This is a genomic window from Paucibacter sp. KCTC 42545, from assembly GCF_001477625.1.
Lineage (GTDB): Bacteria > Pseudomonadota > Gammaproteobacteria > Burkholderiales > Burkholderiaceae_C > Paucibacter_A.
The window spans coordinates 140,915-164,804 of record NZ_CP013692.1; the positions used below are offsets into that span (position 1 = coordinate 140,915).

The 23,890-nt window shown below is 65.7% G+C and carries 18 protein-coding genes and 2 pseudogenes; 14 read left to right on the forward strand and 6 right to left on the reverse strand.

What is annotated here, in order from left to right; translation table 11 throughout:
- Nucleotides 1-11: 11 nt before the first annotated feature.
- From AT984_RS00660 to pdxR (AT984_RS00675), 4 genes are all read right to left on the reverse strand, one after another.
- On the reverse strand, nt 12-881 hold the full coding sequence (locus AT984_RS00660; RefSeq protein ID WP_058718463.1) for an ABC transporter substrate-binding protein: 870 nt from the start codon (nt 879-881) through the stop codon (nt 12-14).
- Between the two features lie 164 nt (nt 882-1,045).
- Nucleotides 1,046-1,657: a DVUA0089 family protein gene (locus tag AT984_RS23350; protein ID WP_058718464.1), complete on the reverse strand. Its 612-nt coding sequence runs from the start codon at nt 1,655-1,657 to the stop codon at nt 1,046-1,048.
- 82 nt (nt 1,658-1,739) lie between these two features.
- On the reverse strand, nt 1,740-3,428 hold the full coding sequence (locus tag AT984_RS00670; RefSeq protein WP_082680267.1) for an alkaline phosphatase D family protein: 1,689 nt from the start codon (nt 3,426-3,428) through the stop codon (nt 1,740-1,742).
- 153 nt (nt 3,429-3,581) lie between these two features.
- Complete coding sequence (pdxR, locus tag AT984_RS00675; RefSeq protein WP_442952157.1) at nt 3,582-5,069, reverse strand: MocR-like pyridoxine biosynthesis transcription factor PdxR; 1,488 nt, start codon at nt 5,067-5,069, stop codon at nt 3,582-3,584.
- Nucleotides 5,070-5,197: 128 nt separating this feature from the next.
- Between pdxR (AT984_RS00675) and gabT the strand changes: the two genes are divergently transcribed.
- From gabT to AT984_RS00720, 10 genes are all read left to right on the forward strand, one after another.
- Nucleotides 5,198-6,511 (forward strand): 4-aminobutyrate--2-oxoglutarate transaminase, encoded by a 1,314-nt coding sequence (gabT, locus tag AT984_RS00680; protein ID WP_058721977.1) that lies wholly within the window; start codon nt 5,198-5,200, stop codon nt 6,509-6,511.
- 4 nt (nt 6,512-6,515) lie between these two features.
- Nucleotides 6,516-7,964 carry an NAD-dependent succinate-semialdehyde dehydrogenase gene (locus tag AT984_RS00685; protein ID WP_058721978.1) on the forward strand — a complete coding sequence of 483 codons (1,449 nt, stop codon included), beginning with the start codon at nt 6,516-6,518 and terminating at the stop codon, nt 7,962-7,964.
- Between the two features lie 227 nt (nt 7,965-8,191).
- The gene (locus AT984_RS00690) at nt 8,192-10,246 is read left to right on the forward strand and encodes a phosphate transport regulator (RefSeq protein ID WP_231741492.1); all 2,055 of its coding nucleotides are present in this window, start codon (nt 8,192-8,194) and stop codon (nt 10,244-10,246) included.
- Nucleotides 10,243-11,934, forward strand: a complete 1,692-nt coding sequence (locus tag AT984_RS00695) for a PEP/pyruvate-binding domain-containing protein (RefSeq protein WP_058718467.1) — start codon at nt 10,243-10,245, stop codon at nt 11,932-11,934. Before AT984_RS00690 ends, AT984_RS00695 begins: the two co-directional genes overlap by 4 nt.
- A gap of 113 nt (nt 11,935-12,047) precedes the next feature.
- Entirely contained in the window at nt 12,048-13,766 is a 1,719-nt protein-coding gene (locus AT984_RS00700; protein ID WP_058718468.1) for a PHA/PHB synthase family protein, read from the forward strand.
- 30 nt (nt 13,767-13,796) lie between these two features.
- Nucleotides 13,797-14,597 carry an enoyl-ACP reductase FabI gene (fabI, locus tag AT984_RS00705; RefSeq protein ID WP_058718469.1) on the forward strand — a complete coding sequence of 267 codons (801 nt, stop codon included), beginning with the start codon at nt 13,797-13,799 and terminating at the stop codon, nt 14,595-14,597.
- 3 nt (nt 14,598-14,600) lie between these two features.
- Nucleotides 14,601-15,128: a MaoC/PaaZ C-terminal domain-containing protein gene (locus AT984_RS00710; protein WP_058718470.1), complete on the forward strand. Its 528-nt coding sequence runs from the start codon at nt 14,601-14,603 to the stop codon at nt 15,126-15,128.
- 201 nt (nt 15,129-15,329) lie between these two features.
- Nucleotides 15,330-17,045: a methyl-accepting chemotaxis protein gene (locus AT984_RS00715; protein WP_058718471.1), complete on the forward strand. Its 1,716-nt coding sequence runs from the start codon at nt 15,330-15,332 to the stop codon at nt 17,043-17,045.
- Nucleotides 17,046-17,166: 121 nt separating this feature from the next.
- Nucleotides 17,167-17,301, forward strand: coding sequence for a hypothetical protein (locus AT984_RS23760; RefSeq protein WP_257721168.1), 135 nt, complete (start codon nt 17,167-17,169; stop codon nt 17,299-17,301).
- On the forward strand, nt 17,298-19,397 hold the full coding sequence (locus AT984_RS00720) for an energy transducer TonB (protein WP_156421840.1): 2,100 nt from the start codon (nt 17,298-17,300) through the stop codon (nt 19,395-19,397). Before AT984_RS23760 ends, AT984_RS00720 begins: the two co-directional genes overlap by 4 nt.
- Nucleotides 19,398-19,464: 67 nt before the next feature.
- On the opposite strand, the gene AT984_RS00725 is transcribed toward AT984_RS00720, so the two are convergent.
- Entirely contained in the window at nt 19,465-19,755 is a 291-nt protein-coding gene (locus AT984_RS00725; RefSeq protein WP_058718473.1) for a helix-turn-helix domain-containing protein, read from the reverse strand.
- Nucleotides 19,756-20,235: 480 nt separating this feature from the next.
- Between AT984_RS00725 and AT984_RS00730 the strand changes: the two genes are divergently transcribed.
- Nucleotides 20,236-20,943, forward strand: a complete 708-nt coding sequence (locus AT984_RS00730; protein ID WP_156421841.1) for a DUF6624 domain-containing protein — start codon at nt 20,236-20,238, stop codon at nt 20,941-20,943.
- Nucleotides 20,944-20,967: 24 nt separating this feature from the next.
- A pseudogene (locus tag AT984_RS23900) lies at nt 20,968-21,072 on the forward strand (cysteine peptidase family C39 domain-containing protein); the annotation flags it as partial.
- Nucleotides 21,073-21,457: 385 nt separating this feature from the next.
- On the opposite strand, the gene AT984_RS00735 reads toward AT984_RS23900, so the two are convergent.
- Entirely contained in the window at nt 21,458-22,081 is a 624-nt protein-coding gene (locus tag AT984_RS00735) for an FMN-binding negative transcriptional regulator (RefSeq protein WP_058718475.1), read from the reverse strand.
- Between the two features lie 109 nt (nt 22,082-22,190).
- Between AT984_RS00735 and pdxR (AT984_RS00740) the strand changes: the two genes are divergently transcribed.
- Both pdxR (AT984_RS00740) and AT984_RS23355 read left to right on the forward strand, forming a co-directional pair.
- Entirely contained in the window at nt 22,191-23,678 is a 1,488-nt protein-coding gene (gene pdxR, locus AT984_RS00740; RefSeq protein WP_156422181.1) for a MocR-like pyridoxine biosynthesis transcription factor PdxR, read from the forward strand.
- 20 nt (nt 23,679-23,698) lie between these two features.
- Nucleotides 23,699-23,805, forward strand: a pseudogene (locus tag AT984_RS23355) (VOC family protein); the annotation flags it as partial.
- Nucleotides 23,806-23,890 lie beyond the last annotated feature (85 nt).

A 23,890-nucleotide genomic window follows, 5' to 3' on the forward strand; every position in this document is an offset into this window, starting at 1 on the left:
CCCGACCGCTTTTAGGGCTGTGCCGGGGTCACCGCCGCGGCCTCTTTGTCCAGCAGTTGAATCATGCGGCGCCCGTTGCCAACGTTAACTTGTTCGCCGAAGTGGCTGGCGTGCAAGCGGTCGAATTCACCGGACTGCTGCAAGCGCCGCAGTCCGCGCAAGAGCCGCTCGGCCAGCGCCTTGCCCGCGGGCGTGCGGGCGGTATAGAAGCGTTGTTGCGAAGGCACGCTGATCAGCAGCCGGGGTTCCCACTCCAAATCGCTGGCCTCTCCCAGCAAAAGATTGACCTGTTGCAGATGCAGGAGCCCGGTCATGATCACGTCGCTGCGCTCCAGGCTCAACATCTTGAACAGGCCGGAGAATGACTCCGTGCTCTCGACCTTGAAGCCCAAGCCTTGCAGGAGTTGCCGGTCGCTCCAGCTGCCCAAGACGCCAAAGCGCAGTTCGCGCAAATCGTCGGCCGAGTGTGCCTGGGCCAGCTTGGGCAAAAGGCTGCGCCGCGTCAGCAGGATGCGCAAACTGTTCAAGCCCTTGTCGATGGCGAAGGGCACGGCATTCAGCTGGCGCTCCAACTCCGGCGTGGCAAAGCTGTGCACCACAGACAAACGCTCGGCGGCCACTTCCGCGCGGGCCCGGCCTTGGGTCATGGGCAGGGCCGACCAATGCAGTTGATCGGCTTGGGCGTTCCCGCTTCGGCTGGCATTCAAGGCCGCTTGCAAGAGTGCAAACTCAAAACCATAGCGGCTGCGGTCGCCGTCAGCGGGAAGCGGAAAGGTCACACTGGCGGCTTGGGCAGAGGCGCCAAGATGCAGGCCGAGTAGCGCGCTAAAAAGCACGGCAAAGAAAGCGCCCTTGAGCCAAGCAGCGGGCAGGGGAGTCATACGGGGCGATCAGCTAATCCGGGGTGGGGCTGAGTTTATAGCTGCCGACCCTGTATGTTTGCTGACGCCGTTTGACGCGCGCTGAAGAGAGCCCGTGCCCTCGTGGCGGCAGCCACGGCTTCCAGGCGCAGCGGCGCCCGGCCAATGGCCGCCGGGAAATGCGTTCAGCGCGCTTGGCGCTGACGCTGGCGCAGCTTCAAGCCTGCCAGGCCGGCCAGACCCGCCAGCATCAAGGCCACGCTGCCAGGCTCGGGCACAGCGGCGATGGCAGCTTGGTCCACGCCGTTCAGATGCACCGACCAATAGCCACCTTTTTGGTCGCCGGCATTGATGTCGGCGCTGGGCTGCACCCAGTCGGCCAAGGCCACCGGGGTGCTGCCGTCGAGCGTGAAGCCGATGCTCTTGGCGCCGGCGATGGGGTCATTGCCTGCCAGGCTCAGCGTCAGGCGGTAGTGGCCAGCGGCGAAGGCGGGCAGCACGGCGCCGGCGTCGAAATAGCCCGGGCCGGCGAAGCTGCCGTCGTTGTCGTCAATGGTTTGCAGCCAGGCGTGCTGGGCGTCATAGAGGCCCAGCGTGGGGTCGAAGTTCAGGCCCGACTTCCAGGAATCGGTGAACAAGGTGACGGCTTGACTGCTGTTCAGGCTGAAGTCGATCTGCACGACGTCGGTGTTATGGCTGAACTGGCCGCTGAAGGTGAAGTCGGCGGCTTGGGCGGTCAGGGCGGCAAAGCCCAGGGTGGCGGCGGCAAGGCTGCGCAGCGCGAAATTGGTTTTCATGGATGTGATCTCGGTGGAATGTGGGGCGACTCTGGCGAGTGCTGGCGCAGCTGAATGCTTTGCGCCGGCACTCGCATCAGCATCAGGGGGCCAGCAGGGGCGGGTTGGCGCGGGGCGTGGTCTGGGCCGAGGGGCTCAAGCGTTGGCTGCCAGCCTGCACTTCGAAAGCGGCGCCGAAGCTCTCCACATTGCTGGGGCTGGCCACGGTGTCCACATACCACCACTCACACACCGCGCGCTGGCGGTTCACGTCCAGCAGCATGTAGCCGCGGCGGTGCAGATTGATGAATTTGAAGTGCGGGTTGAGCGAACGCAGGTAAGCGGCGGTGCCGCCGCTGGTGTCGCTGTCCACGCCGGGCGAGGTCACCGAGGTGCCGACGAATTCCACCGCCTGCGAGCCTTCGCCGGTGGCCGGGTTGTAGCCGCCGGTGCCGACATTGGCGTTGTTCGGGTCTTGCGTCAGGTCAGCGGCCCAAGAGCTGTGGATGTCACCGGTCAGCACCACGACGTTGTTGACGCGGGCATGGCTGGCATCGCCCTTGATGACGTCGTAGATGCGGTTGCGGGCGGGCTGGTAGCCGTCCCATTGGTCGCTGTTGAGGAAGACGCCGCCGCCAGCGGCATTGGCCGCGGCCACGCCCTTGAGCTGGGCGAACATCACGCCCTGGCCCAGCAGCTTCCACTGCGTGCCGCCTTGGCGCAGGCGCTCGGCCAGCCAGGCTTCTTGCTCGCTGCCGAGCAGGGTGCGGCTGGCGTCGGCAAAGGGGCCGCTCTGCACAAAGCCCTGGCCCAGTGGCGTGGCGATGCTGCCTTTGATCTGCTGCGAACGGTTGCTCAGGCGCTCTTCCAGCATCAGCAGGTCGACCAGATCGCCGTAGACGAAGTTGCGGTGGTTGTCGTTGAGCTTGGCGGTGTTGACCGGGCGCACCGGCATCCACTCGTAGTAGGCCTGCAGGGCGGCGGCCTGGCGTGTGGCCCAGTCGCCCTCGGTGGCGGGCTGGTGGTTTTCGGCGCCGGCCTTGTAGGCGTCGTTGGCGGTTTCGTGATCGTCCCAGATGGCGATCAGCGGGTGCTGGCGGTGCATGGCTTGGGAGTCGGCGTCGCGCTTGTACTGGGCGTGGCGCTGGCGATAGTCGCTCAGCGAGACGATTTCATTGGCCGGCTCGGGCGTGCGCGCCGTGCCGTATTGGCCGGTGCCGTATTCGTAGATGTAGTCACCCAGGTGAACCACCAGATCCAGATCGGCGCGTTGGGCGATGCGGGCATAGGCATTGAAATAGCCGTAGGCCAGGTTGGAGCAGCTGACCACCGCCATGCGCAAGCTGTTGATGCTGCCCACCGGCAAGGTCTTGGTGCGGCCGATGGGGCTGGTGGCGCCTTCGGCGGTGAACTGGTAATAGTAAGTCGTGCCCGGCTGCAAGCCGATGGCGTCGACCTTGACCGTGTAGTCACGGCCCGGGTTGGTCTTGCTGCTGCCGCGCAGCACGACCTTGGTCAAAGCGGCATCGGTGGCCACCACATAGCTTACCGGCACGGCGGGCTTGAGGCTTGGCGGCGTGACGCGGGTCCAGAGAATGACGCGGTCGCTCAGCGGGTCGCCGCTGGCCACGCCGTGTTGGAAGATTTGCACCACGGCCGAGGCCTGTGCTGCCAGTGGCAGCAGCATGGGCGTGGCGGCGGCCATGGCCACCGTGCTGGCGCCGGAGCGCTTGAAAAATTCGCGGCGAGTGCTGCCGGTGCGCAGCGGCTTGACTTGTGTCGGGCGACCCATATTCATCTTTCGTTGGCAGCGCGCGAAGGAGGATGCCGGCGCGCATGGCTGCGCAGTCTGGCAGCGCTGTTTGACAAGCTGAATGGGGGTGCGTGAGGCGGCGTAGTCCGTATGGCACTTGCCCTTACGGCAGCTCGGCTTGCTGCGAGGCGCCTAGCTTTGCTTGCGTGTCGCCAGGTGTGGGCAATGCTGCCGAATCACCGCGGCCAGGGTCTGAAAGGCCGGGCCAATCTTGTGCTCCGGCACGCAGGCATAGCCCAGCAGCAGGCCGCGCTGCACGCTGGCCGGGCGGCAGTAGTAGCGGCTGAGTGCCCGCACGGCGATGCCGGCCGCAGCGGCGGCGGCCTCCAGTGCGCAGTCGTCGGTGCCGGCGGGCAGTTGCAGCACCAGGTGCAGGCCGGCGTTGTCGCCCAGCACCGGCAGCTGTGCGCCGAACTGTTCATGCACTGCCACCAGCAAGGCCTCGCGGCGGCGGCCGTAAAGCGTGCGCATGCGCCGGGTGTGGCTGCCCAAATGGCCTTGCTGAATGAAGTCGGCCAGGGTGGCTTGCTGCTGCAACTGGCCCTCGCGATACAGCTCGGCCGAGGCCTTGGCAAACAGCGGCGCCAGGCTCGCCGGCACCACCAGATAGCCCAAGCGCAGCCCCGGGAACAAAGTCTTGCTGAAGCTGCCGACGTAGAGCACGCGGTCGCCCCCGTCCAGGCCTTGCAGGCTGGCCACCGGGCGGGTGCCGAAGCGGAACTCGCTGTCGTAATCGTCCTCCACGATCCAGCTGCCGTGCTTGCGGCATTGCTCCAGCAAGTGTTGGCGCCGCGCCAAGCTCATCACCATGCCTAAGGGGTATTGATGCGAGGGCGTGGCCAGCACCAGGCGCGGCATGGCACCGCGCGGGCGGGTCGGCCAGCGCAGGCCTTCGCTGTCCACGGCCTGGGCCACCAGGTTCAGGTCCAGGCTTTGCAGGGTGCTGCGCAGGCCCCAGTAGCAAGGTTCCTCCAGCCAGACGGTGTCACCCGCGTCGGTCAGCAAGCGCGCTACCAAGTCCACGGCCTGATGGCTGCCGCTGGTGATGATGATTTGCTCGGCCGTGCATTGCACCGAACGCGCGCCGCGCAAATGCTCGGCCAGCGCTTCGCGCAGCGCCGGTAGGCCGCCGCCGGGGGCATAGCTCAGGCGCTCCGGCTGGGCCTCGCGCCAGCGCCGGTTGTGCAGGCGCAGCCAGGTGCGCACCGGGAACTCGGTCACGTCCGGCACGCCGGGCATGAAAGCACCCCATTGCCGCGCCGACACGCCGGCCTGCTCCAGCAAGAGGCGGCCGCGGCGTGAGAGCGGCGGCGCCTCCTTGGGCCGGCCCAGCTTCGGCGGCAGCTGCGGCGCCTCGCGTTCCACCTCGGCCACATAGCTGCCGCTGCCCTGGCGGGTGTCCAGGCAGCCCTGGGCGCGCAGATTGTCGTAAGCGTCGATCACCGTGTTGCGTGAGACACCCAGCTGCTGCGCTAGCCAGCGTGAACTCGGCAGCTTGCTGCCGGCAGCCAGCCGGCCTTGCAGCACCGCTTGCAGCAGCAATTCATGCAGCTGGCGGTTGACGGCCTGGCCTTCTCGCAGGTGTTGCTGCAGCCAATCGGCCAGGTCAATCGGAATCACGGCGGCGCCTCATTTATTGAAAAGTGGTTCTATTAGAAATCGCAAACTGGATCTTTTGAAAAGATCCACTTTGGCGCACATTGGCAAGCATGGTCAAAAGCGACCCGCCAACCCACACAGGAGAACCCATGCCCCAGCTCGACACCCACGGCCTCAATAGCGACTGGCACGCGCGCCGCCTGGCCGCCACCCCACGCGGCGTGGCCGTGCTGGAGAACTTCTTCGCCGCGCGAGCGTTGAATGCCGAACTCTGGGATGTGGAGGGCAAGCGCTACATCGACTTCGCCAGCGGCATCGCCGTGCTCAACACCGGCCACCGTCACCCGCGCGTGCAGGCCGCCATTGCGGCGCAGCTGGAGGCCTTTCACCACACGGCCTACCAGGTCGTGCCCTATGCCAGCTACGTCAGGCTGGCCGAACGCATCAGCGCCGCCACGCCGGGTCACTGGGCCAAGAAGACGGCCTTCTTCACCACCGGCGTCGAGGCGGTGGAAAACGCCATCAAGATCGCCCGCGCCGCCACCGGCCGCAGCGGTGTGATCGCTTTTGACGGCGCCTTCCATGGCCGCACCATGATGGGCATGGCGCTGACCGGCAAGGTTCAGCCCTACAAGGCCGGCTTCGGCCCCTTCCCGGGCGAAGTCTTTCACGCCCCATTCCCCAGCGAGTTGCATGGCATCAGCGTGGATGATGCGTTAGCCGGTGTGCAGCGTCTGTTCAAGTCCGCCATCGACCCCAAGCGTGTGGCGGCCTTCATTTTTGAACCGGTGCAAGGCGAGGGTGGCTTCTACCCCGCGCCCGAGGCCTTCGTCGCCGGCCTGCGCCGCATTGCCGATGAACACGGCATTGTGCTGATTGCCGATGAAATCCAGACCGGCTTTGCGCGCACCGGCCGACTGTTCGCGTCGCAACACCACAATGTGCCGCTGGACCTGATCACCTTCGCCAAGAGCCTGGCCGGCGGCATGCCTTTGTCCGGCGTGTGTGGCCGTGCCGAGTTGATGGACGCACCCGCACCGGGCGGCCTGGGCGGCACTTATGCCGGCAACCCGCTGGCCGTGGCGGCCGCGCATGCGGTGCTGGACGTGATTGCGGACGAAGGCCTGTGCGAGCGCGCCGAAGCCCTGGGCGGGCGCCTGCGCCACCGCCTCAATGATTTGCGCGCCACGGTGCCGCAGATCGCCGAGGTGCGCGGCGTCGGCAGCATGCTGGCGGCCGAATTCTGCGACCCCAGCACCGGCGCGCCCGATGCCGACTTCACTAAGCGCGTACAGACGCTCGCGCTGGAGCAAGGCCTGATCCTGCTGACCTGCGGCAGCTACGGCAATGTGATCCGCTTCCTGCACCCGCTGACCACGCCGGATGCGGTCTTTGACGAAGCGCTCACCATCCTCGGCCGCGCCCTGCACCAAGCCCAGTTACAAGCCCAGCAACAAGGTTGAGATGATGGACACCACGACTTCTTTGCTGCGTGAGCAGGCATATCTGGCTGGCCGCTGGGTCGGCGCCGATGACGGCCGCCACTTTGACGTCCACAACCCCGCCACCGGCGAGCGCCTGGGCCATGTGCCGCTGATGGGCGAGGCGGAAACGCAGCGCGCCATCGCCGCCGCCGATCAAGCCTGGGGCCCTTGGCGGCGCCGCAGCGCCAAGGAGCGCGCGGCCGTGCTGCGCCGCTGGTTTGAGCTGATGTTGACGCACAGCGAGGCCCTGGCCCAGTTGATGACGCGCGAGCAGGGCAAGCCCCTGGCCGAGGCGCGCGGCGAGGTGGCCTACGCCGCTTCTTTCATCGAGTGGTTTGCCGAGGAAGGCAAACGCATTTACGGCGAGACCATTCCCAGCCCCTTGAGCGACCGCCGCCTGCTGGTGCTGCGCGAGCCCATCGGCGTTTGCGCAGCCATCACACCCTGGAACTTCCCGCTGGCCATGATCACCCGCAAGGTCGCGCCGGCGCTGGCTGCCGGCTGCCCCATCATCGTCAAGCCGGCTGAAGGCACGCCTTTCTCGGCCCTGGCCCTGGCGGCCTTGGCGGAAGAGGCTGGCGTGCCCGGTGGCGTGCTGCAGGTCATCACCGGCGACGCGCGCGCCATCGGCGGTGAGCTAACGCGCAACCCGGTGGTGCGCAAGCTCAGCTTCACCGGCTCCACCGAGGTGGGCCGCCGGCTGTACGCGCAGTCGGCGCCCACCATCAAGAAGCTCTCGCTGGAGCTGGGCGGCAACGCACCCTTCATCGTGTTTGAAGACGCCGACCTGGACGCCGCCGTCGAAGGCGCGATGATTTCCAAGTTCCGCAATGCCGGCCAAACCTGCGTCTGCGCCAACCGCATCTATGTGCATGAGCAGGTTTACGAGGCCTTTGCCGACAAGCTCTGCGCCGCCGTGGCCCGCCTCAAGGTCGGCAATGGCCTGGACGACGGCGTGCAACAAGGCCCGCTGATCGACGCCGCTGCCGTGGCCAAGGTGGAAGCCCACATCGCCGACGCCGTGGCCAAGGGCGCACGCGTGCTGTTGGGTGGCCAGCGCCATGCCCTGGGCGGCAGCTTCTTTGCACCAACCGTGCTGGCCGATGTGCGGGCCGATATGGCGGTGGCACGTGAAGAAACCTTCGGCCCACTGGCGCCGCTATTCAAGTTCAGCAGCGACGCCGAGGTGATCGCCCTGGCCAATGACACCGAGTTCGGCCTGGCGAGCTATTTCTACAGCCGCGACATCGGCCGCGTCTGGCGGGTGGCCGAGGAGCTGGAGTACGGCATGGTGGGCGTCAACACCGGCCTGATCTCCAACGAGGTGGCCCCCTTTGGCGGCGTCAAGCAAAGCGGCCTGGGCCGCGAGGGCGCGCACCAGGGCATCGAGGACTATGTGGTGACCAAGTACGTGGCGATGGCGGGGCTCTAATCCTTGATTTGAGCGGCACGGCTTTTCGCACGATCGTCAGCCTGTGTGCTGGTTTGTGCGTCTAATTCGCCGCAAATCGCCCCGCATCGCCGCGCTGACTTGATCTAGCTCAAAAGAAGGTACTGCCAGCCCCGATTGCCGCAAAACAGTCATTTGCCCTGCCTAGACTGCGACGCGTACCAGTTCACAACGGGGTTCGCATGCAGAAGTCAGACGCAGTCGCCGCGATGGGGAAGAGCAGCCTTTTGCTGCCGGCGTGGATCAAGGCCGCCCTTGCCGCCAATGATCGCTTGAAGCTCTACCTGAGCGTGCTGCAGGCTGCCGCAGCGCATGCAGCCCACCCCGAGGCCGAAGCGCTGGACCTCGGCCGCGAGGTGGCCGCGGCCGGTATCGAGGGCCGCTGGCTGCGCGAACTGCCGGGCGCGGCCTCGCAGGTGGACGGCGCCTTGTTGGTGCCAGACCTGCCGCGCATGGCCGCTCGCCTGGCCGAGGACTTGAGCGTGATGGCGCGCCCCTTGCTGGACAGCGCCGCCGCCGTTGATGCGACCCGCGAGCGCCTGGCCCATTGGCTGCAATGGCTGGACGCGTTTGGTGAGCAGCACAGCGGCGCCGAAGCGCTCAGCGCCGAGCAACTGCGCTTGCTGACCAGCGGCAAGCGTGCCGAAAAGGGCCACGCCAAAGCGGAGGGCAAGCACGCGCACGGCGGCGTCAAAGTCGGAGATGCTGTCGAATCCGACAGCCTGCATCTGCTGGTGATGGACCTGCACAAGCAGCTCAATCAACTCGCCAGCACCTTGTCCAGCGAAACCATTGATGGCGCCCATGTTTGGCAATTGCAGGAAGGGGATCACGCCCGGGTGCAAGCCTTTATGCGCGGCCTCAATCGCACCGCGCGGCTGAAGTTCGACCACCCCGGCCTGGACACCGCCGCCACCCGGGACGGCGAGCGCCTGCTGCTGCAAAACGATATCGGCACCAACGACGCCCATGTGCTGGTGCTGCAGGTGGAGGGACTGAGCATCACGCTGAATTACTCCGACCTGCATCGCCCGCGCTTCGAGTTTTTTCAGGAACTGCTCAATCCCTTCGGCGCCCAGTGGGCCGACACGCAGTCCAAGGTTGCCGCCGGGCTCAACGATGGCCAGGCCTACACCTTCGGCAGCGCGCGTTTTGACTGTGCGGACGAGGCGGCCTTGGCCGCCGCGCTTGAAGGCATAGGCTCGCGCATCGTTTTTCTGATCGACTGGAACCGCGCCCGCAAACGCCTGCTGCCTTTTGTCGGCAAGCAGGGCGCCATTGAGGTGCTGCGCGCTGCCGCAGCGCAGGATCTTGGTCATATGGCCTGGCTCAAGGCGGGTGGCGAACAGATCATTTTTGCGGCCATGCAGGCTGCTGGTGAGGGCGCCTTCCGCATCGGTGACCGGCTGGACAGCGTGCTCGGCCAAGCCGATGCGCAAGCCTTCATGCTGGAGGTGTTGGGCCAGGCCAGCAAGGCGCTGCTGGCCGGCCAACCCGCCGCCCTGGTGGCCGACGAAACCCGCATGTTGCTGGCCCGACGCATGCGCCAGCGTAGCAGCGAGTTCGACCTGATCGAAGAACATGCCGCCTACTGCCATGCGCTGGCCCAGGCGGTTAGCGATGGCCTGGCTCACGATGTCACCGGGGGGCACAAGGGCGATCACAAAGCGGCCAGCCATGCCGCACGCGGTCTGGCCGAACGCGCCAAGGTGTGGGAGCGCCAGGCCGATCATCTGGTCATGCGCGCCCGCGACCAGGCGCAGCGCCAGCGCCGCTGGCAGCCCATCGCCCGCTTGCTGGAGCTGTCGGACGATATTGCCGATGCGCTGGAAGAGGCCGCTTTTCTGATCAGCCTGATCGCCGAGGACCACCGCCAGGGCTGGAGCGCCGAGCTGCATCAGTTGCTGGGCAAGCTGGCGCAAGCCGTGCTGTCGGCCACCCAGGAACACATCAAGGCCCTGGCCATCGCGCGCCGCTTGGCCTCGCGTGGCGAAGGCGGCAATGGCGGCAGCATGCTGGACCAAGACGGCGCCGACAGCGACGCCTTCCTCGCCGCTTCCTGGCATGTGCTGCGCTCCGAGCGCGAATGCGATGAACTGCTGCGCGCCGCGCGCCGCGTCATGCTGGGTGCCATCAAGGATGCCGCCTCCTTGATGCTGGCCAATGATCTGGCGATGGCGCTGGAGCTGGCTTCGGATCGCCTGCTGGTTGCAGGCTATGCGCTGCGCGATGTGGCGTTTGAGCAAGTCGGGGCGCAGGCATGAACGCGCGGCTGGAACAGGCGCAGGCTTGGCCGCAGGCGCTCTACCTGATTGGCTGCACGGCGCCCGAGGCCGAGCAAACAGGCGGCTTGGCCGCGAGTGCCCAAAGCATGGGCTTCAAAGCCTACAACCTGCTGCGCATGGCCGCACTTGGCTTGCCGGTGCCGCCGGCGTTTGCGATCGGCACGACCTATTGCCGCGATGCGGCGGCCAGCGCGGCGGCCGCTGAGCGCGGTATCTGGCGGCCGGGCCTGGACGCGCTGGAGCGGGCCACCGGCCTGCGCTTTGGCTGCGCGCGGGCGCCCTTGCTGCTGTCGGTGCGCTCGGGCGCACCGGTGTCCATGCCGGGCATGATGGAAACGCTGCTGAATATCGGCCTGTGCGAAGCCACGCTGCCGGGTTTTTTGCGCCAGACCGGCAACCCGCGCCTGGTCTGGGACACCTACCGCCGCCTGGTAGCCAGCTACGGCGAGGTGGTGGCCGGTGTGCCGGCAGCGGTGTTCGAGGCGCAGAGCAGCGCGCTGTTGGAAGAGCGTGGTGTGAGTGATGAACGCGAGCTGGACTTTGCCGAGCTGCGCAGCCTGACCCGGCGCTACCTTGATGCTTACGCGGCCGCCGCCGGCGCGCCATTTCCGCAGCAGCCCGAGGCGCAGCTGCGCGGCGCCATCGGCGCGGTGTTCGCCAGCTGGCAGTCCGCCAAGGCCTGCGAGTACCGCCGGCAACGCAACATCCCCGATGCCATCGGCACGGCGGTGACGGTTCAGACCATGGTCTACGGCAATGCCGGCGGGCGCTCGGGCTCGGGCGTGGGCTTCACCCGCGACCCGGTCAGCGGCGAGCCCAAGCTGTGGATCGACTTTCTGTTCAACGCCCAGGGCGAGGATGTGGTGTCGGGCCGGCGCAGTGCCTTTGGCCACGATGAATTGGCCGCCGTGATGCCGGCCGTCTGGCAAGCCTTGGGCGAGACCGCCGCGACGCTGGAGCAGGCCTTCGGCGATATGCAGGACTTTGAGTTCACCGTGCAAGACGGCCGCCTCTATCTGCTGCAGACCCGCAATGGCAAATGCTCCGCCCAGGCCTTGGCGCGCATCGCGCTGGACCTCTGCGATGCGGGCGTGATCACGCCCGAGCAGGCGCGCAAGCGCACCGCCGCGCTGAGCCTGAATGAGCTGGTCAGCACCGGCACTGCAGCCGCCGATGGCCAGGCCCTGCAGCCCCTGGCGCATGCGGCCAGTGCCAGCAGCGGCGTGGCGATGGGCGAGATTGCTTTCGATGAAGCGGCCGCCCGAGCGCGTCATGCCGCTGGCGCGCCGGTGCTGCTGGTGCGCCGGGATGCTGAAACAGGCGACATCGCCGCCCTGGAGTTGGCCACCGGCTTGCTGACCCAGCGCGGCGCACGCACCTCGCATGCGGCGGTGGTGGCGCGGCAACTCGGCAAGGTCTGCCTGGTGGGCTGCGCCGAGATGGCGCTGGACGAAGAAGCTCGCACCCTGAGCATCGGCGAGCTGACCCTGCGCGAGGGCGATCTACTGACCCTGGACGGCAATGACGGCGCCATCTACGCCGGCGCCGTGCATACCCTGGTGCTGCCGCTGGCTGACTTGCAGCAGCGACTCACCCGTCTGCGTGCGGGCGCAGAGGCTGGCCAGCCGACCCAGTTGGCCGAGCTTGCAGCGGACGCGGCCGCATGAAGCGCGAGCCCCGAGTTGCATGCTGTGAGCTGCCCACCGGCTTTGGCGATACTGCCCAGCGCGAGCCCAGTCCCAAGCCCATTCATTCGCCAAATTCCTAACGAGATAACGCCATGACCGAAGCGCTGAAATCTTCAAGCCCGCAGCCGGAACGTCCGGCGGTGGATGACATCGATCGCACCGTGCACGCCCAGCTGGCGCGGCTCACCATGGGTCTCTCACCCGCCTCCATGGGCGCGGCGATGCTGGACTGGCTGGGTCACTTGGCGCTGTCGCCGGGCAAGCAGCAAGCCCTGGCGCGGCAGGCTTTGGCCAGCCTGGCCGAAGGTGCCGGCAACGAGACGCCCGTGCATGACCGCCGCTTCGCTGCGCCGGAATGGCAGCGCTGGCCGTTCAATCGGCTGGCCCAGAACTTCCTGCGCCAGGAACGCTGGTGGCAGGCCGCCACCACCGGCGTGCACGGCGTCAGCCCCCATCACGAGCAGCAGGCCGCCTTTCTGGCGCGGCAATGGCTGGACATGTTCTCGCCCTCCAACTTCCTGTGGACCAATCCGGAAGTGCTGGCCACCACGGTGAAGAGTGGCGGCGCCAATCTGCTGCAAGGCGCCAAGCACCAGTGGCAGGACACGCTGCAGCTGCTGACCGGCAAGCAGGCCGATGGCGCCGCACCCTTTCAGCCCGGTAAGGACGTGGCCATCACGCCCGGCAAGGTGGTGTTTCGCAACCACCTGATCGAGCTGATTCAGTACGCGCCGCAGACCGAGACGGTGTTCGCCGAGCCGCTGCTGATCGTGCCGCCTTGGATCATGAAGTTCTACATCCTTGATCTCTCGCCGGCCGATTCGCTGGTGCGCTACATGGTGGAGCAGGGCCACAGCGTCTTCATCATCTCCTGGCGCAATCCCGGCGCCGAGGACAGAGACCTGGGCATGGATGACTATCTGAAGTCCGGCGTGTTGGCCGCGCTTGATGCCATCAGCGCCATCGTGCCGGAGCGCCAAGTGCAGGCCCTGGGCTATTGCCTGGGCGGCACCTTGTTGTCGATTGCTGCGGCCTATCTGGCCCGCAGCGGTGACAAGCGCCTGAACTCGCTGACCCTGCTGACCTCGGAGATGGACTTCACCGAGCCGGGCGAGCTCTCGCTCTTCATCGATGAAAGCCAGTTGCATCTGCTTGAAGACTTGATGGCCGACAAGGGCTATCTCGAAGGCGGGCAGATGGCCGGCGCCTTCACGATGATGAATGCCCGTGACCTGCTGTGGTCTCGCCTGGTCAATGCCTACCTCATGGGCAAGCGCCCGGCACCCAGCGATCTGGGCGCCTGGAATGCCGATGCCACCCGCATGCCGTATCGCCAGCACAGCGAGTATCTGCGCGGGCTTTACCGCGACAACGATCTGGCACAGGGCCGCTACCAGGTTGACGGTAAGCCCGTGGCGCTGCCCGATATCCGCCTGCCGATCTTCTCGCTGGGCACGTTGCGCGACACCGTGGCGCCCTGGCGCTCGGTCTACAAGATTCACTTGCTGACGCGCGGCGAGATTACCTTCTGCCTAAGCAGCGGCGGCCACAACGTTGGCGTGGTCAGCCCACCGGGGCCGGGCGTGGCGCGCAGCTACCAGCTCGCAACGCACTCGCCTGACGCGAACTACATCGACCCCGACAGCTGGGTCGCCAGCGCCCCGGCCTTTGAGGGCTCGTGGTGGCCAGCTTGGGCGGGCTGGCTGCAGCAGCACTCAAGCACTCGCGTGGCGCCGCCGGCCATGGGCAATGAGGCTGCGGGCTATGCGCCGCTGGACGATGCGCCAGGCCGCTATGTGCTGATGCCTTGATGATCAATTGACAAGAAAAGAGGGAACTGCATGACAAGCCAAATCAAGCCAGGCCCGGCCAGCGCGCTGCCCAGCCTGGCCGGAAAGAAGGGCCTGATCGTTGGCATCGCCAATGATCAAAGCATCGCCTACGGCTGCGCCCAGGTGATTCGCCAACTCGGCGGCGACATCGCCGTGACCTTCATGAACGCCAAGGCCGAGCCGCATGTGCGGCCGCTGGCCGAGCAGCTGGGCGCCGAAATCATTGCCCCGCTGGACGTGGAACAGCCCGGGCAGATGGAAGCCGTGTTCGCCCAGATCGAGCAGCAATGGGGGCGGCTGGATTTCGTGCTGCATGCCATCGCCTTCGCTCCGGCCGCCGACCTGCATGGCCGCGTGGTGGACAGCAGCGCGGCCGGCTTCGCCCGCGCGATGGACATCTCTTGCCATTCCTTCGCCCGCATGGCGCGCCTGGCCGAACCCTTGATGAGCCAGGGCGGCGCCTTGGTGACCATGAGCTATTACGGCGCCCAGAAGGTGGTGCCCAACTACGGCATCATGGGTCCGGTCAAGGCCGCGCTGGAAGCCACCGTGCGCTATATGGCGGCCGAACTCGGCCCGGTGGGCATACGGGTTCATGCGGTGTCTGCCGGCCCGATCAAGACCCGCGCGGCTTCGGGCATCGGTGAGTTCGAGAAGCTGCTCGACGACACCGCCGCCCGCGCACCCGAACACCAACTCGTCACGATTGCCGATGTGGGCGCCGTGACTGCCTTGCTGTGCAGCGATGCTGCACGCGCCATGACCGGCAACGTCGTGTTTGTCGACGCTGGTTACCACGTGATGGGCTAAGCCATGGACGCAGAAATCATTCAATTCGAACCCGCCTCTGAGTTCCTGGAGAACCGCCCGTTTTCCGACATCCGCGTGGGCGACAGCGGCAGCCTGGTGCGCAGCGTCAGCATGCGCGATATTCAGCTCTTCGCTGCTGTGTCGGGCGATGTGAATCCGGCCCATGTGGACGCGCTGTATGCCAACAGCAGCCACTTTCACGGCATCATCGCGCACGGCATGTTGGGCGCGTCGCTGATCTCCACGGTGTTGGGCACGCGCTTCCCCGGCCCCGGCACCATCTACCTGGGGCAGAACCTGAAGTTCCTCAAGCCGGTGCATATCGGTGACACCTTGACGGTGACCGTCACGGTCAAGGCGCGCGATGAACTCAGGCACCGCCTGACCCTGGACACCCGCTGCCTCAACCAGCATGGCGAGGCGGTGATCGAAGGCGAAGCCGAGGTGATGGCGCCCAAGGAAAAGCTGCGCATCCACCGCACCGAGCTGCCCGAGCCCTTGCTGGCGGGCAAGATCATCGAGGCCGACTAGCTCGGCTCATTGAGGCGGCCAAACGCCCCCCGGTGCCAGGGCTTGCCTAAGGCCGGCCCTGGCTAGGTAAGGGTGTCAACTGCAAGGTAAACAGGCGGCATCTCGGGGCTTGCGGGCCGGGCTGATCTTGGATGATGGCGCATTGTCGGCGGCACGCCCGCTGAATGCTGTCCCTCGTTTTCTCCCCGGAGTACCCGCCCCATGCTGAAGAATTTGACCATTGCCGGGAAGCTGCGCGCTGCCTTCGCGCTGCTGCTGGTGTTGCTGATCGGCCAGGCTTTGTTTGCCTATTCCCGCCTGGAGCGGGTGCAGAACGAGCTGCATGAGATCAGCACGAATTGGCTGCCCTCGGTCAGTGCCGTTAAGCAGATGAACACGCATGCGATGGAGTACCACAGCGGCGGTCTGCTTGAGTTCTATGGCTCCGACGAAAAAGAGCTGGCGGCCGCGCGGGCCGAAAAGTCCAACAAGCTTGAGGCCTTCAACAAGGCGCGGGAGCACTATGCCAAGCTGATCTCGCTCGATGCGGAGCGCAAGGCCTATGAGTCTTTCGTTGCCAACTGGGCTCGCTATGTGGAGCTGTCCGAGCGGGCCATCACCTTGAAGCGCGGCGGCAAAGCCGAAGAGGCGCAGCAAGTTGCCATGGAGGCCCGCACGGTCTTCGCCACTGCCGACGCACTGATCGACAAGCTGGTGGCCTTCAACGAAGACGGCGCCGCCGAGTCCAAGAAGCATGGCGAGGAGGTCTACCGCTCGGCCCTGGTCTGGTTGGCCCTGATCAGCCTGGCCGCGCTGGCAGCTGGCGCACTGCTGGCGATGAACTTGATTCGAGCCATCACCCGCCCGCTCTCTCAGGCCCAAGAGGCCACCGAGCGCGTGGCCGCAGGCGACCTGAGCCAGCCCATCAGCTTCAGCGGCAATGATGAAATCGCCCAACTGCTGCAAGGCATGCAGCGCATGCAGCAGAGCTTGATCGCCACCGTGGGCAGTGTGCGCATGGGGGCGGATTCGGTGGCCACGGCCAGCGCCGAGATCGCCCAGGGCAATGCCGATTTGTCCTCGCGCACCGAAGAGCAGGCTTCTTCGCTGGAGGAGACCTCGGCCACGATGGAACAACTGCAAGCCACCGTGCGGCAAAACTCCGAGAGCGCCTCGCAAGTGGCGCGTGATGGTGGGCAGGTGGTGGGCGAGGTGGTGAGCACCATGCGCGGCATCGAGACCAGCTCCACCCGCATCTCCGACATCATCAGCGTGATCGATGGCATTGCCTTCCAGACCAATATCCTGGCCTTGAACGCCGCCGTTGAAGCGGCCCGCGCCGGTGAGCAGGGCCGAGGATTTGCGGTGGTGGCGGCCGAGGTGCGCACGCTGGCGCAGCGCTCGGCGGCGGCCTCGAAAGAGATCAAGGGCTTGATCACCAGCTCGGTCGAGCAGGTGCAAAGCGGCACGCAGCTGGTCGACAAGGCCGGCCAGACCATTCAGGACATCGTCAGCTCGGTGCAAAAGCTGGCCGACATCGTGGGCGAGATCAGCAGTGCCAGCCGCGAACAATCGCTGGGCATCAGCCAAGTCGGTGAGGCCATCAGCCAACTCGACCGCGCCACCCAGCAGAACGCGGCCTTGGTGGAAGAGAGTGCGGCCGCCAGCGAGAGTCTGCGCAATCAAGCCCAGACCCTGGTCGGCGCCGTGTCCAGCTTCAAGCTGGATGCGCATGCACGCACCTCGCAGCCCGCCGCTGCGGCGCGAGCCAGCAGCACCACGAACCGCCCGGCACCCTACAAGGCACCTGTGAAGGCCGCGGTGCGCGCACCGTCAAAAGTTGCCACCAAGCCAATGGCTCAAACAAGCCAGCGCCCCGCGCCTGCAGCCGCCAAGGCCGCAACGCCAGTTGATGATGGTGACTGGAGCTCCTTCTGAGCTTGCGCCCAAACGAGCCGCGCAGCGCAGAGTGAAGGGCACCGGCAAGCGCATCAGCGCCAAGCCGGCCGCCTCGTTCGCATGAGAGAGAATGCGCCGCATGCGATTTGCGGCGCCTTCAATGCTTGCCCAGCTGAACCAGCAAGGCCACGGCCAGTGGCCTGGGCGCAGCGTCGGCCGTGCGGCTTTGCTGCTGCCTGCGCGCGCTAGGCCCGCGCCCATGGCGCCCGCCGCGATCTGGGTGGTGCCTGCTTGAGCACCACGCCGAGTCAATCTCCCCGCCAACAGCCCAGTGATTCGCGCCGCGAGTCAGCCAGTGCTTTGGCCCCAGGGGGCATCGCGCGCCGTGCCTGGCGCGGTCTGAGTTTCGGACTTGGTTCAACAAGCGCCAACCCCGATGGCCGCCGCGTCAACGTCGCCCTGCTGGCTTCGCTGCTGATTCACGGCCTGCTCTTGAGCCTGTTTGTCGGCGGTCAGGGTTCAGGCTTGCCGGGTCTGGTGCTGCCCTGGCAGGATCGCCGAGGGCAAGAGCCGGTGGATCTGCGCGTGGTGCTGGCGACGCCGCCGGGGCAAAACGCAGCGGCTCAGCTGCCGCCACCGCCCCCGCTGCCGCCCGCTGAACAGCCTGCGCAGATTGACGCCGCCCCGTCGGCCACGGCGCTGCCGTCAGCGCAGAGCGAGCCCGGCGCCGCCACCGTTTACCTGGCGAATGCCCCAACAGCCGAAGCCGGCGTGACTGCAGCGCCGTCGCCTGTTTCTGCAACGGCGCCAAAGCCAAGCCCCACTGCAGCAACTTCCACGGCAGCTGCGCCATCCCCAACGCAGGTCGCGCTGCCCTCGAATCCCGAGCCGCAGCCCTTGCCCGCGCCGCCGCCGCTGATCGCCTTGACCAACTCGGATGTAGCAACTCAAGTCGTGCCGCTGCATCGGCTGGCACCGGTGGATGTGCATGCAGCATCGCCCGCTGCTTCGGCCGCCGTGACCGAGATGGCGGGGCTGCGTGACGCGGTGCGCGCCGATCAAGTGCGTGCGGCGGCAGAAGAGGCGGCCGCCAAGGCCCGCGCCTTGGCGTTGGAGGCGCTTGAACAAGCCAAGCAGCAACAGCAGCAACAACGAGAGGCGCAGCGCGTGCTGGCCGAACAAAAGGCGGAAGCAGCGCGGCAAGAAGCACAGCGCCAAGCGCTGGCGCTGGAGCTGGCCCGGCAGGAAGCCATCCGTGAAGCCGCAGAAAAGCAGCAAGCCGCCGCAAGGCAGGAGGCTGCCCGCCAGGCACTTGAACGCAGCGAGTTGGCGCGCCAGGAGACCGAGCGTCAGCAATTAGCGCGGCAGGCCGCTCAACAGCGAGAGGCGGCTGCGCAGCAAGCGGCCGCTGCATCAGCCGCAGGCGCCCAGCAAGCCGCAGCGCGCCAGGCTGCCGCGCAACAAGAGCAGGCCCGGCAGGCCGCCGCTCAGCAAGAAGCGGCCAAGCAGGCTGCAGCCAAGCAGGAAGCCGAGCGCCTGCAGGCCGAACGCCAACTGGCTGCTGCCGCGCAAGCTGCTGCTTCCGCCGCTCAGCAAGAGGCCGTTCGGCAGGCCGCCGTTGCCCGACAAGCGGCAGAGCAACGTCTGGCTGCAGAGCGCCTAGCCGCTGAACGCCGCGCAGCCGAAGCGCAAGCCGTGGAACGTCAGGCCGCACTTGCGCAGGAAGCGGCGCGCCAACAGGCTGCCCAGAAGTTGGCGGCCCAGCAAGCGGCAGCACAAGAACAGGCGGCACAGCAACTGGCCGCGCGACAAGCCGCCGAACGTCAGGCCGCAACCAGCCAGGAAGCCGCACGCCTGGCCGCCGCCGCAAAACAAGCGGAGCGCGCCGAGCAAGACGCCAAGCGCGAGGCCGTGCGCCGGGCCATGGGCCGACAGCTAGATGAAGAAGCGGCCCGGCGTGATGCCGCTCGGACCGAAGCCAACCCGCCCGGCGCGCGCGCGGCAGCAAGCACAGCGCCGCTCTTGCCCTCAGCCAGCAGCCAGCGGCGCGGCCGCCTGTTTGGTCGCAGCGACGCCAATGCCGAGATGCTGCTTTACGCCGAAGCCTGGAGCCGCAAGATCGAGCTGAATATGAGTTTCGAGCTGGTGCGTGACGCGCTCAAGCAGCCGCACAACAAGCCGCTGGTGACGGTGGCGATTCGCCGTGACGGTTCGGTAGAAGCGGTCACTTTTGTCACCTCCAGCGGCTCGGCCGAGTTGGACGAGGCCATCCGCCGTGTCGTGCAAAGCCACGCGCCATACCCGGCCTTCCAGCCCAATCTGGCGCGCGAATTCGACGTGATCGAAATCCGCCGGACCTGGCACTTCGATATGGCGATTCGCTTGTACTGAGGCGTGAGCGCCAGATGAGGCTAGCGTGATCTTGCTGAAAGCGCGCCAGCGCCAGCGCCGGCGCGATTCAGTCCGCGCCTGCTGGCGCTGATTCGCCCGTAGCGCCCGCTGTCGCCATATGCGCCTGCACCGCGATGCCGTACAAGGCCAACATGCCCATCACATGGCCGACGGCCACGCCGGGCTCACCCGACTCGATGCGGCCTATGGTCTGCACATGCACGCCCAGCTTGGCAGCTGCCGCCGCCTGACCTTCGCCCGCCTGTAGTCGTGCCTGTTTGGCGGCTGCCCCCAAATCCTTGATGGATTGCAGTGCCTCAGCGCCAATGTCCAGAGAAACTCGTTTGCCTTGTGCCATGCGGGCATTGTCGCTGCATGTGCTGCAGTCGAGATGTATCCCGCTTGCGCTCAATTAATTGCAGCCTTTGGGCTCCGGCAGCTTGGTGCCCGAAGCGGAAATTGAAAATGGGTTGACCAATTCACTCAGTCGACATGAAGCGGTCGTTCAATAGCACATTGGTCAGCAATTGCCGAATGATGAGGCTAGCCTGCCGCCACCCACTTTGCGCTTACGAACGACACGAACTGGCCGGCCGCGTGGGCCTCATCGCTGCCAGTAAGCTACCGTTGACCAAAACGATAGCCACGTTGATGGCGACCGTACTCTGGCCGGTCAAGGGCCAAGTTGGCGGCGGCTGTGGGGGCTCGACGGTCGCTCGTGTGGACCGCAGCCGGCTTGAACGTTTAGGCTGTCAAAAAACTCCTACAGCGGACCAACTCCGATTCACAAAGATGTGCATAACTCGTAAAATACGCAGACTAGATTGGGAGTCTACTTGTGTCGCGCTACAAAGCCATTGATTGCCACGGGCTGGTGCTGCCGATAATGCTGTTGATTTCAAGTCAGGCACTGGCTGTGGAGGATGTTGCTACCGCAAGCAATATGCAGCATCACACATGCAACTGGTTGATTGAAGTAAAGCGCACAAATACGTGGCTTGAGCGCGACCAACGGGAGCGCATCAAGATGGGCGAACTGTTTTTGACTGCCAAGAAGAATGGCACTGCTGTCAACCAGGAGGAGCGCAAGGCGATCTCCGAAAGGATGCATGCGACAGATGCCATCTTGCAAGGTGAATTGGAGGATTTGGTTGCCCGATGTGGATGGCCGACCACCACAGAGTTTGGTGACAAAGCGCCGCAGTACGCTGCGACCATCGTGCAACATGCGAGTCTGGAATTCCAACTCAAATACGAACCCTTGATGCGCGCCTCGGCCAACGCCAACGAATTACCGAAGCGGCTATGGGCCACATTGGATGATCGCATCCGTGTGCGGAAAAACTTGCCCCAGCGATATGGCACACAGCTGAAAACCGATGGCCCCGAATTGACCCTTTGGCCCATTGAGGATGAAGAGCATCTGGATGAACGGCGAGCCGAAGTCGATATGGTGCCAGTGCCCATTTGCGCCTACCTGGGCATGTTTGATCAACCCATCAAATACAAAAAATGTGAATGGGGTGCGCCCGTCACCGCGCCCTGAGTTTTTTGCAGCCGCGCTGCGCCTATGAAACCAAGACTCCAGTCCCAGGCGGCCGAATGCGGCTCCGCCTGTTTGGCGATGGTCGCCAACGCCCAAGGCAAAGCAGTGGACTTGGCCAAATTCCCGCTGAAGGACATGTCGCAGGTAGAGCGGTCATGCGGCCCTCGAACGCGCCAATGACCTATCCCGGCAGTAGACGTCTTTCAGCCCCTAAAACTGGCTGACGGCAGCCAGCTTGTTGGTGAAGCTCAACGAGCTTCCGCTTTGGGCACGATCCAGGCCTTGGCGTCCGACTACAAGGTGCTCATAGCGGTCGACTGGCATTGCCAACCGCTCTTCGGCTTTCGACCCTGAGCTGCCTGCCGTGCCTCCGTGTTAGATGACTCTGAGGCAGCTCAACATCAATGCTCTGCAGCAATATCACGCCCGGCTTGTAAGGGACAGACGTACAAGCAGGAGAGCAGGCGTCGGGTAGCGTCCGCTCCAAGACTGAACCGTCGGGTCGTTCTGTCAATCAGGGGGCACCGCGCATGGCTCTCGACAGTTCGTCGTGGCCGCGCTCAGCCAGCGCATCGGCGGCAGAGAGCCGGTCGCGCATTTCCTTGTTCTGGCTGAGCTTTGACTTGCCCACCAGGGAAGTCACGGCGATCTGGATACCAACGATATTGCGCAACATCGCGTCGATGAATTCGGGTGCGGAGTCCGTCATCTTCCACGGCTTCGGTTCGGCCGCATCATGCCGGCGGGTGAGCCGGGCGACCAGGCCGCGCACAAAGCGCTCGTCATCGTGAATCGTCAATGTGCCGTGCGCATGCACGACTTCGTAGTTCCAGGTCGGCACCTGGCGGTGCGCTTCATGCTTGCTGGGATACCAGTTCGGCGAGATATAGGCCTGCGCGCCGCGGAAGACCACCATCACCGGCGTGCCCGAGGGGCATCGCTGCCACAGCGTGTTGGCGCGCGCCACGTGGGCGGTCAGCGTGCCCAGTGCGCCGGTGGCCGGGTCGAATTCAAAGGGGAGGTGGTCGGCATCAAGGCCGGAGTCGCCATGCGTGACCAGCGCGCCAAGCGGGTGCTCGCGGACGATGCGGTGTAGCTCTGCGGGGTCGGTGATGGCGAAGTGTGCGGGGATATACATGTGATGCAGCCGGGTGTGGGTGGTCATTGCCGAGGATGGCACTATCGAGTTCAACCGGCACAATGACAAGATCCAGTTTTTGCTTTTATGGGTGGGCCAGTTGAAACCGATGTCAGGGGCGCAGGCAGCTCGCGCGAACGGCGCAGGCCGGCGAATCTACGAACACATCCGCGCGCAGATCGCCGAGGGCATCTGGGGCGTCGGTGCCCGAGTGCCATCCACGCGCGCGCTTGCGGCGGAGCTAGGCGTATCGCGCACCACCGTCAGCGCGGCTTACGATCAGCTCGCCGCCGAGGGCTTTATCGTCACATCGCCGGGTCGGGCTGCGCGCGTGGCGGCGGTCGCTGCCGGCGCAAGCTTGGCAAACGGCACTCTCGCGCGACGAGCTACCAAGCACCGGCCGGCGAAGCTTTCGGCGTTCGGTCAGCGGCTTCAGGCGATGCGCTTCACACCCATGCCTGCGTCAGCGCCACTGCCCTTCGACTTCCTCTACGGCGCCGTCGGCGCACGTGACTTCCCGTCGATGAGCTGGCGCCGGGCCTACTTGGCGGCCATGTTGGACCTGCAGTCCCGCCTGTATTACGCACCGCCGGAAGGCGACGAGGGCTTGCGCCGGGCACTGGCCGGCTACTTGGGGCGGACTCGCGGCCTGCGCTGCCTGCCCGAGCAGATCGTCGTGGTGAATGGCTCGCAACAGGCCATTGATCTGTGTGCGCGCGTGCTCCTCGATGCCGACGACACGTTCGTGTTCGAGGACCCGGGCTACTCGATGGCCCGACGCTGCTTCGAGGCCACCGGCGCACAAGGGCTGAACGTGCCTGTCGACGAGCATGGCCTGGTGACGCAAGACTTGCCCGACGATCACCGAGTTCGGCTGGCCTACGTGACGCCATCGCACCAATTTCCGCTGGGCGGCACGCTGCCGATCGCCCGTCGCCAAGAGCTGCTGGACTGGGCACGGCGGCAGTGCGCGTGGATTGTCGAGGACGACTACGACGGCGAGTTCCGCTATGGGCAACATCCCATCGATGCACTGGCTTCGCTGGATACCGACGGCCGCGTGATCTACGTGGGCACGTTTTCCAAGGCGCTGTCGCCGCAGCTGAGGCTGGGCTACCTCGTGCTGCCGACCGAACTGCAGGAGCCGTTCCAGAAAGCGAAACGACTGACAGATCGGCATGCGCCGGTGCTCGAGCAGCGCAGCATGGCGGCACTGATCGACAGCGGCGCCTATGAACGCCATGTGCGGCGCATGCGGCGCGAGTATGAGCGCCGACGGGAGGCACTGTTAGGGGCCATAGCGCGCGAGTTGCCCCAGGGCACAGAGATCCTGGGCGCGGCCGCCGGTCTGCACGTCGTGATGCGGTTGCCCCTGACAGGCTTGGGCGCCGAGTTGGCGCTCATCACCGCGGCCCGGCGCCGTGGGGTGGCTGTTTATCCCTTGTCCACATCTTTTGCCACCGACGCACGAAGTTCGCCGTCACAAGGCTCGGCCTTCGTACTTGGCTATGCCAGCCTCAGCAGCACCCAAATCGTGGAAGGCGTACGTTTGCTTGGCGAGGCGGTTCGCGAACTATCGGGAAGCGTCCTTGACTGAGTGATTCCCATGATTGCAGGCCCATCGGCTACGGGCCTGTGATGCGAACGAGGCAACGCAAAAGATCCGTTCCATCTATGTGCGAGATCCAGATTCCAAGCGCATCGAAATTTCTGAATTGGCCTGATGGTGGGACAGCTCAAACGATCAAGGCGACTGCTGGACGAGTGTCTGTTCCACGAAGTGGCGAACTAGTGCTTTGGGTACGAAAC

Excerpts from the sequence above, each read along its gene's own strand:
- AT984_RS00660 (WP_058718463.1), bottom strand. The coding sequence starts at position 881 with ATGACTCCCCTGCCCGCTGCTTGGCTCAAGGGCGCTTTCTTTGCCGTG.
- AT984_RS23350 (WP_058718464.1), bottom strand. The coding sequence starts at position 1,657 with ATGAAAACCAATTTCGCGCTGCGCAGCCTTGCCGCCGCCACCCTGGGC.
- AT984_RS00670 (WP_082680267.1), bottom strand. The coding sequence starts at position 3,428 with ATGGGTCGCCCGACACAAGTCAAGCCGCTGCGCACCGGCAGCACTCGC.
- gabT (WP_058721977.1), top strand. The coding sequence starts at position 5,198 with ATGCCCCAGCTCGACACCCACGGCCTCAATAGCGACTGGCACGCGCGC.
- AT984_RS00685 (WP_058721978.1), top strand. The coding sequence starts at position 6,516 with ATGGACACCACGACTTCTTTGCTGCGTGAGCAGGCATATCTGGCTGGC.
- AT984_RS00690 (WP_231741492.1), top strand. The coding sequence starts at position 8,192 with ATGGGGAAGAGCAGCCTTTTGCTGCCGGCGTGGATCAAGGCCGCCCTT.
- AT984_RS00695 (WP_058718467.1), top strand. The coding sequence starts at position 10,243 with ATGAACGCGCGGCTGGAACAGGCGCAGGCTTGGCCGCAGGCGCTCTAC.
- AT984_RS00700 (WP_058718468.1), top strand. The coding sequence starts at position 12,048 with ATGACCGAAGCGCTGAAATCTTCAAGCCCGCAGCCGGAACGTCCGGCG.
- fabI (WP_058718469.1), top strand. The coding sequence starts at position 13,797 with ATGACAAGCCAAATCAAGCCAGGCCCGGCCAGCGCGCTGCCCAGCCTG.
- AT984_RS00710 (WP_058718470.1), top strand. The coding sequence starts at position 14,601 with ATGGACGCAGAAATCATTCAATTCGAACCCGCCTCTGAGTTCCTGGAG.
- AT984_RS00715 (WP_058718471.1), top strand. The coding sequence starts at position 15,330 with ATGCTGAAGAATTTGACCATTGCCGGGAAGCTGCGCGCTGCCTTCGCG.
- AT984_RS23760 (WP_257721168.1), top strand. The coding sequence starts at position 17,167 with ATGCTTGCCCAGCTGAACCAGCAAGGCCACGGCCAGTGGCCTGGGCGC.
- AT984_RS00725 (WP_058718473.1), bottom strand. The coding sequence starts at position 19,755 with ATGGCACAAGGCAAACGAGTTTCTCTGGACATTGGCGCTGAGGCACTG.
- AT984_RS00735 (WP_058718475.1), bottom strand. The coding sequence starts at position 22,081 with ATGTATATCCCCGCACACTTCGCCATCACCGACCCCGCAGAGCTACAC.
- pdxR (WP_156422181.1), top strand. The coding sequence starts at position 22,191 with ATGTCAGGGGCGCAGGCAGCTCGCGCGAACGGCGCAGGCCGGCGAATC.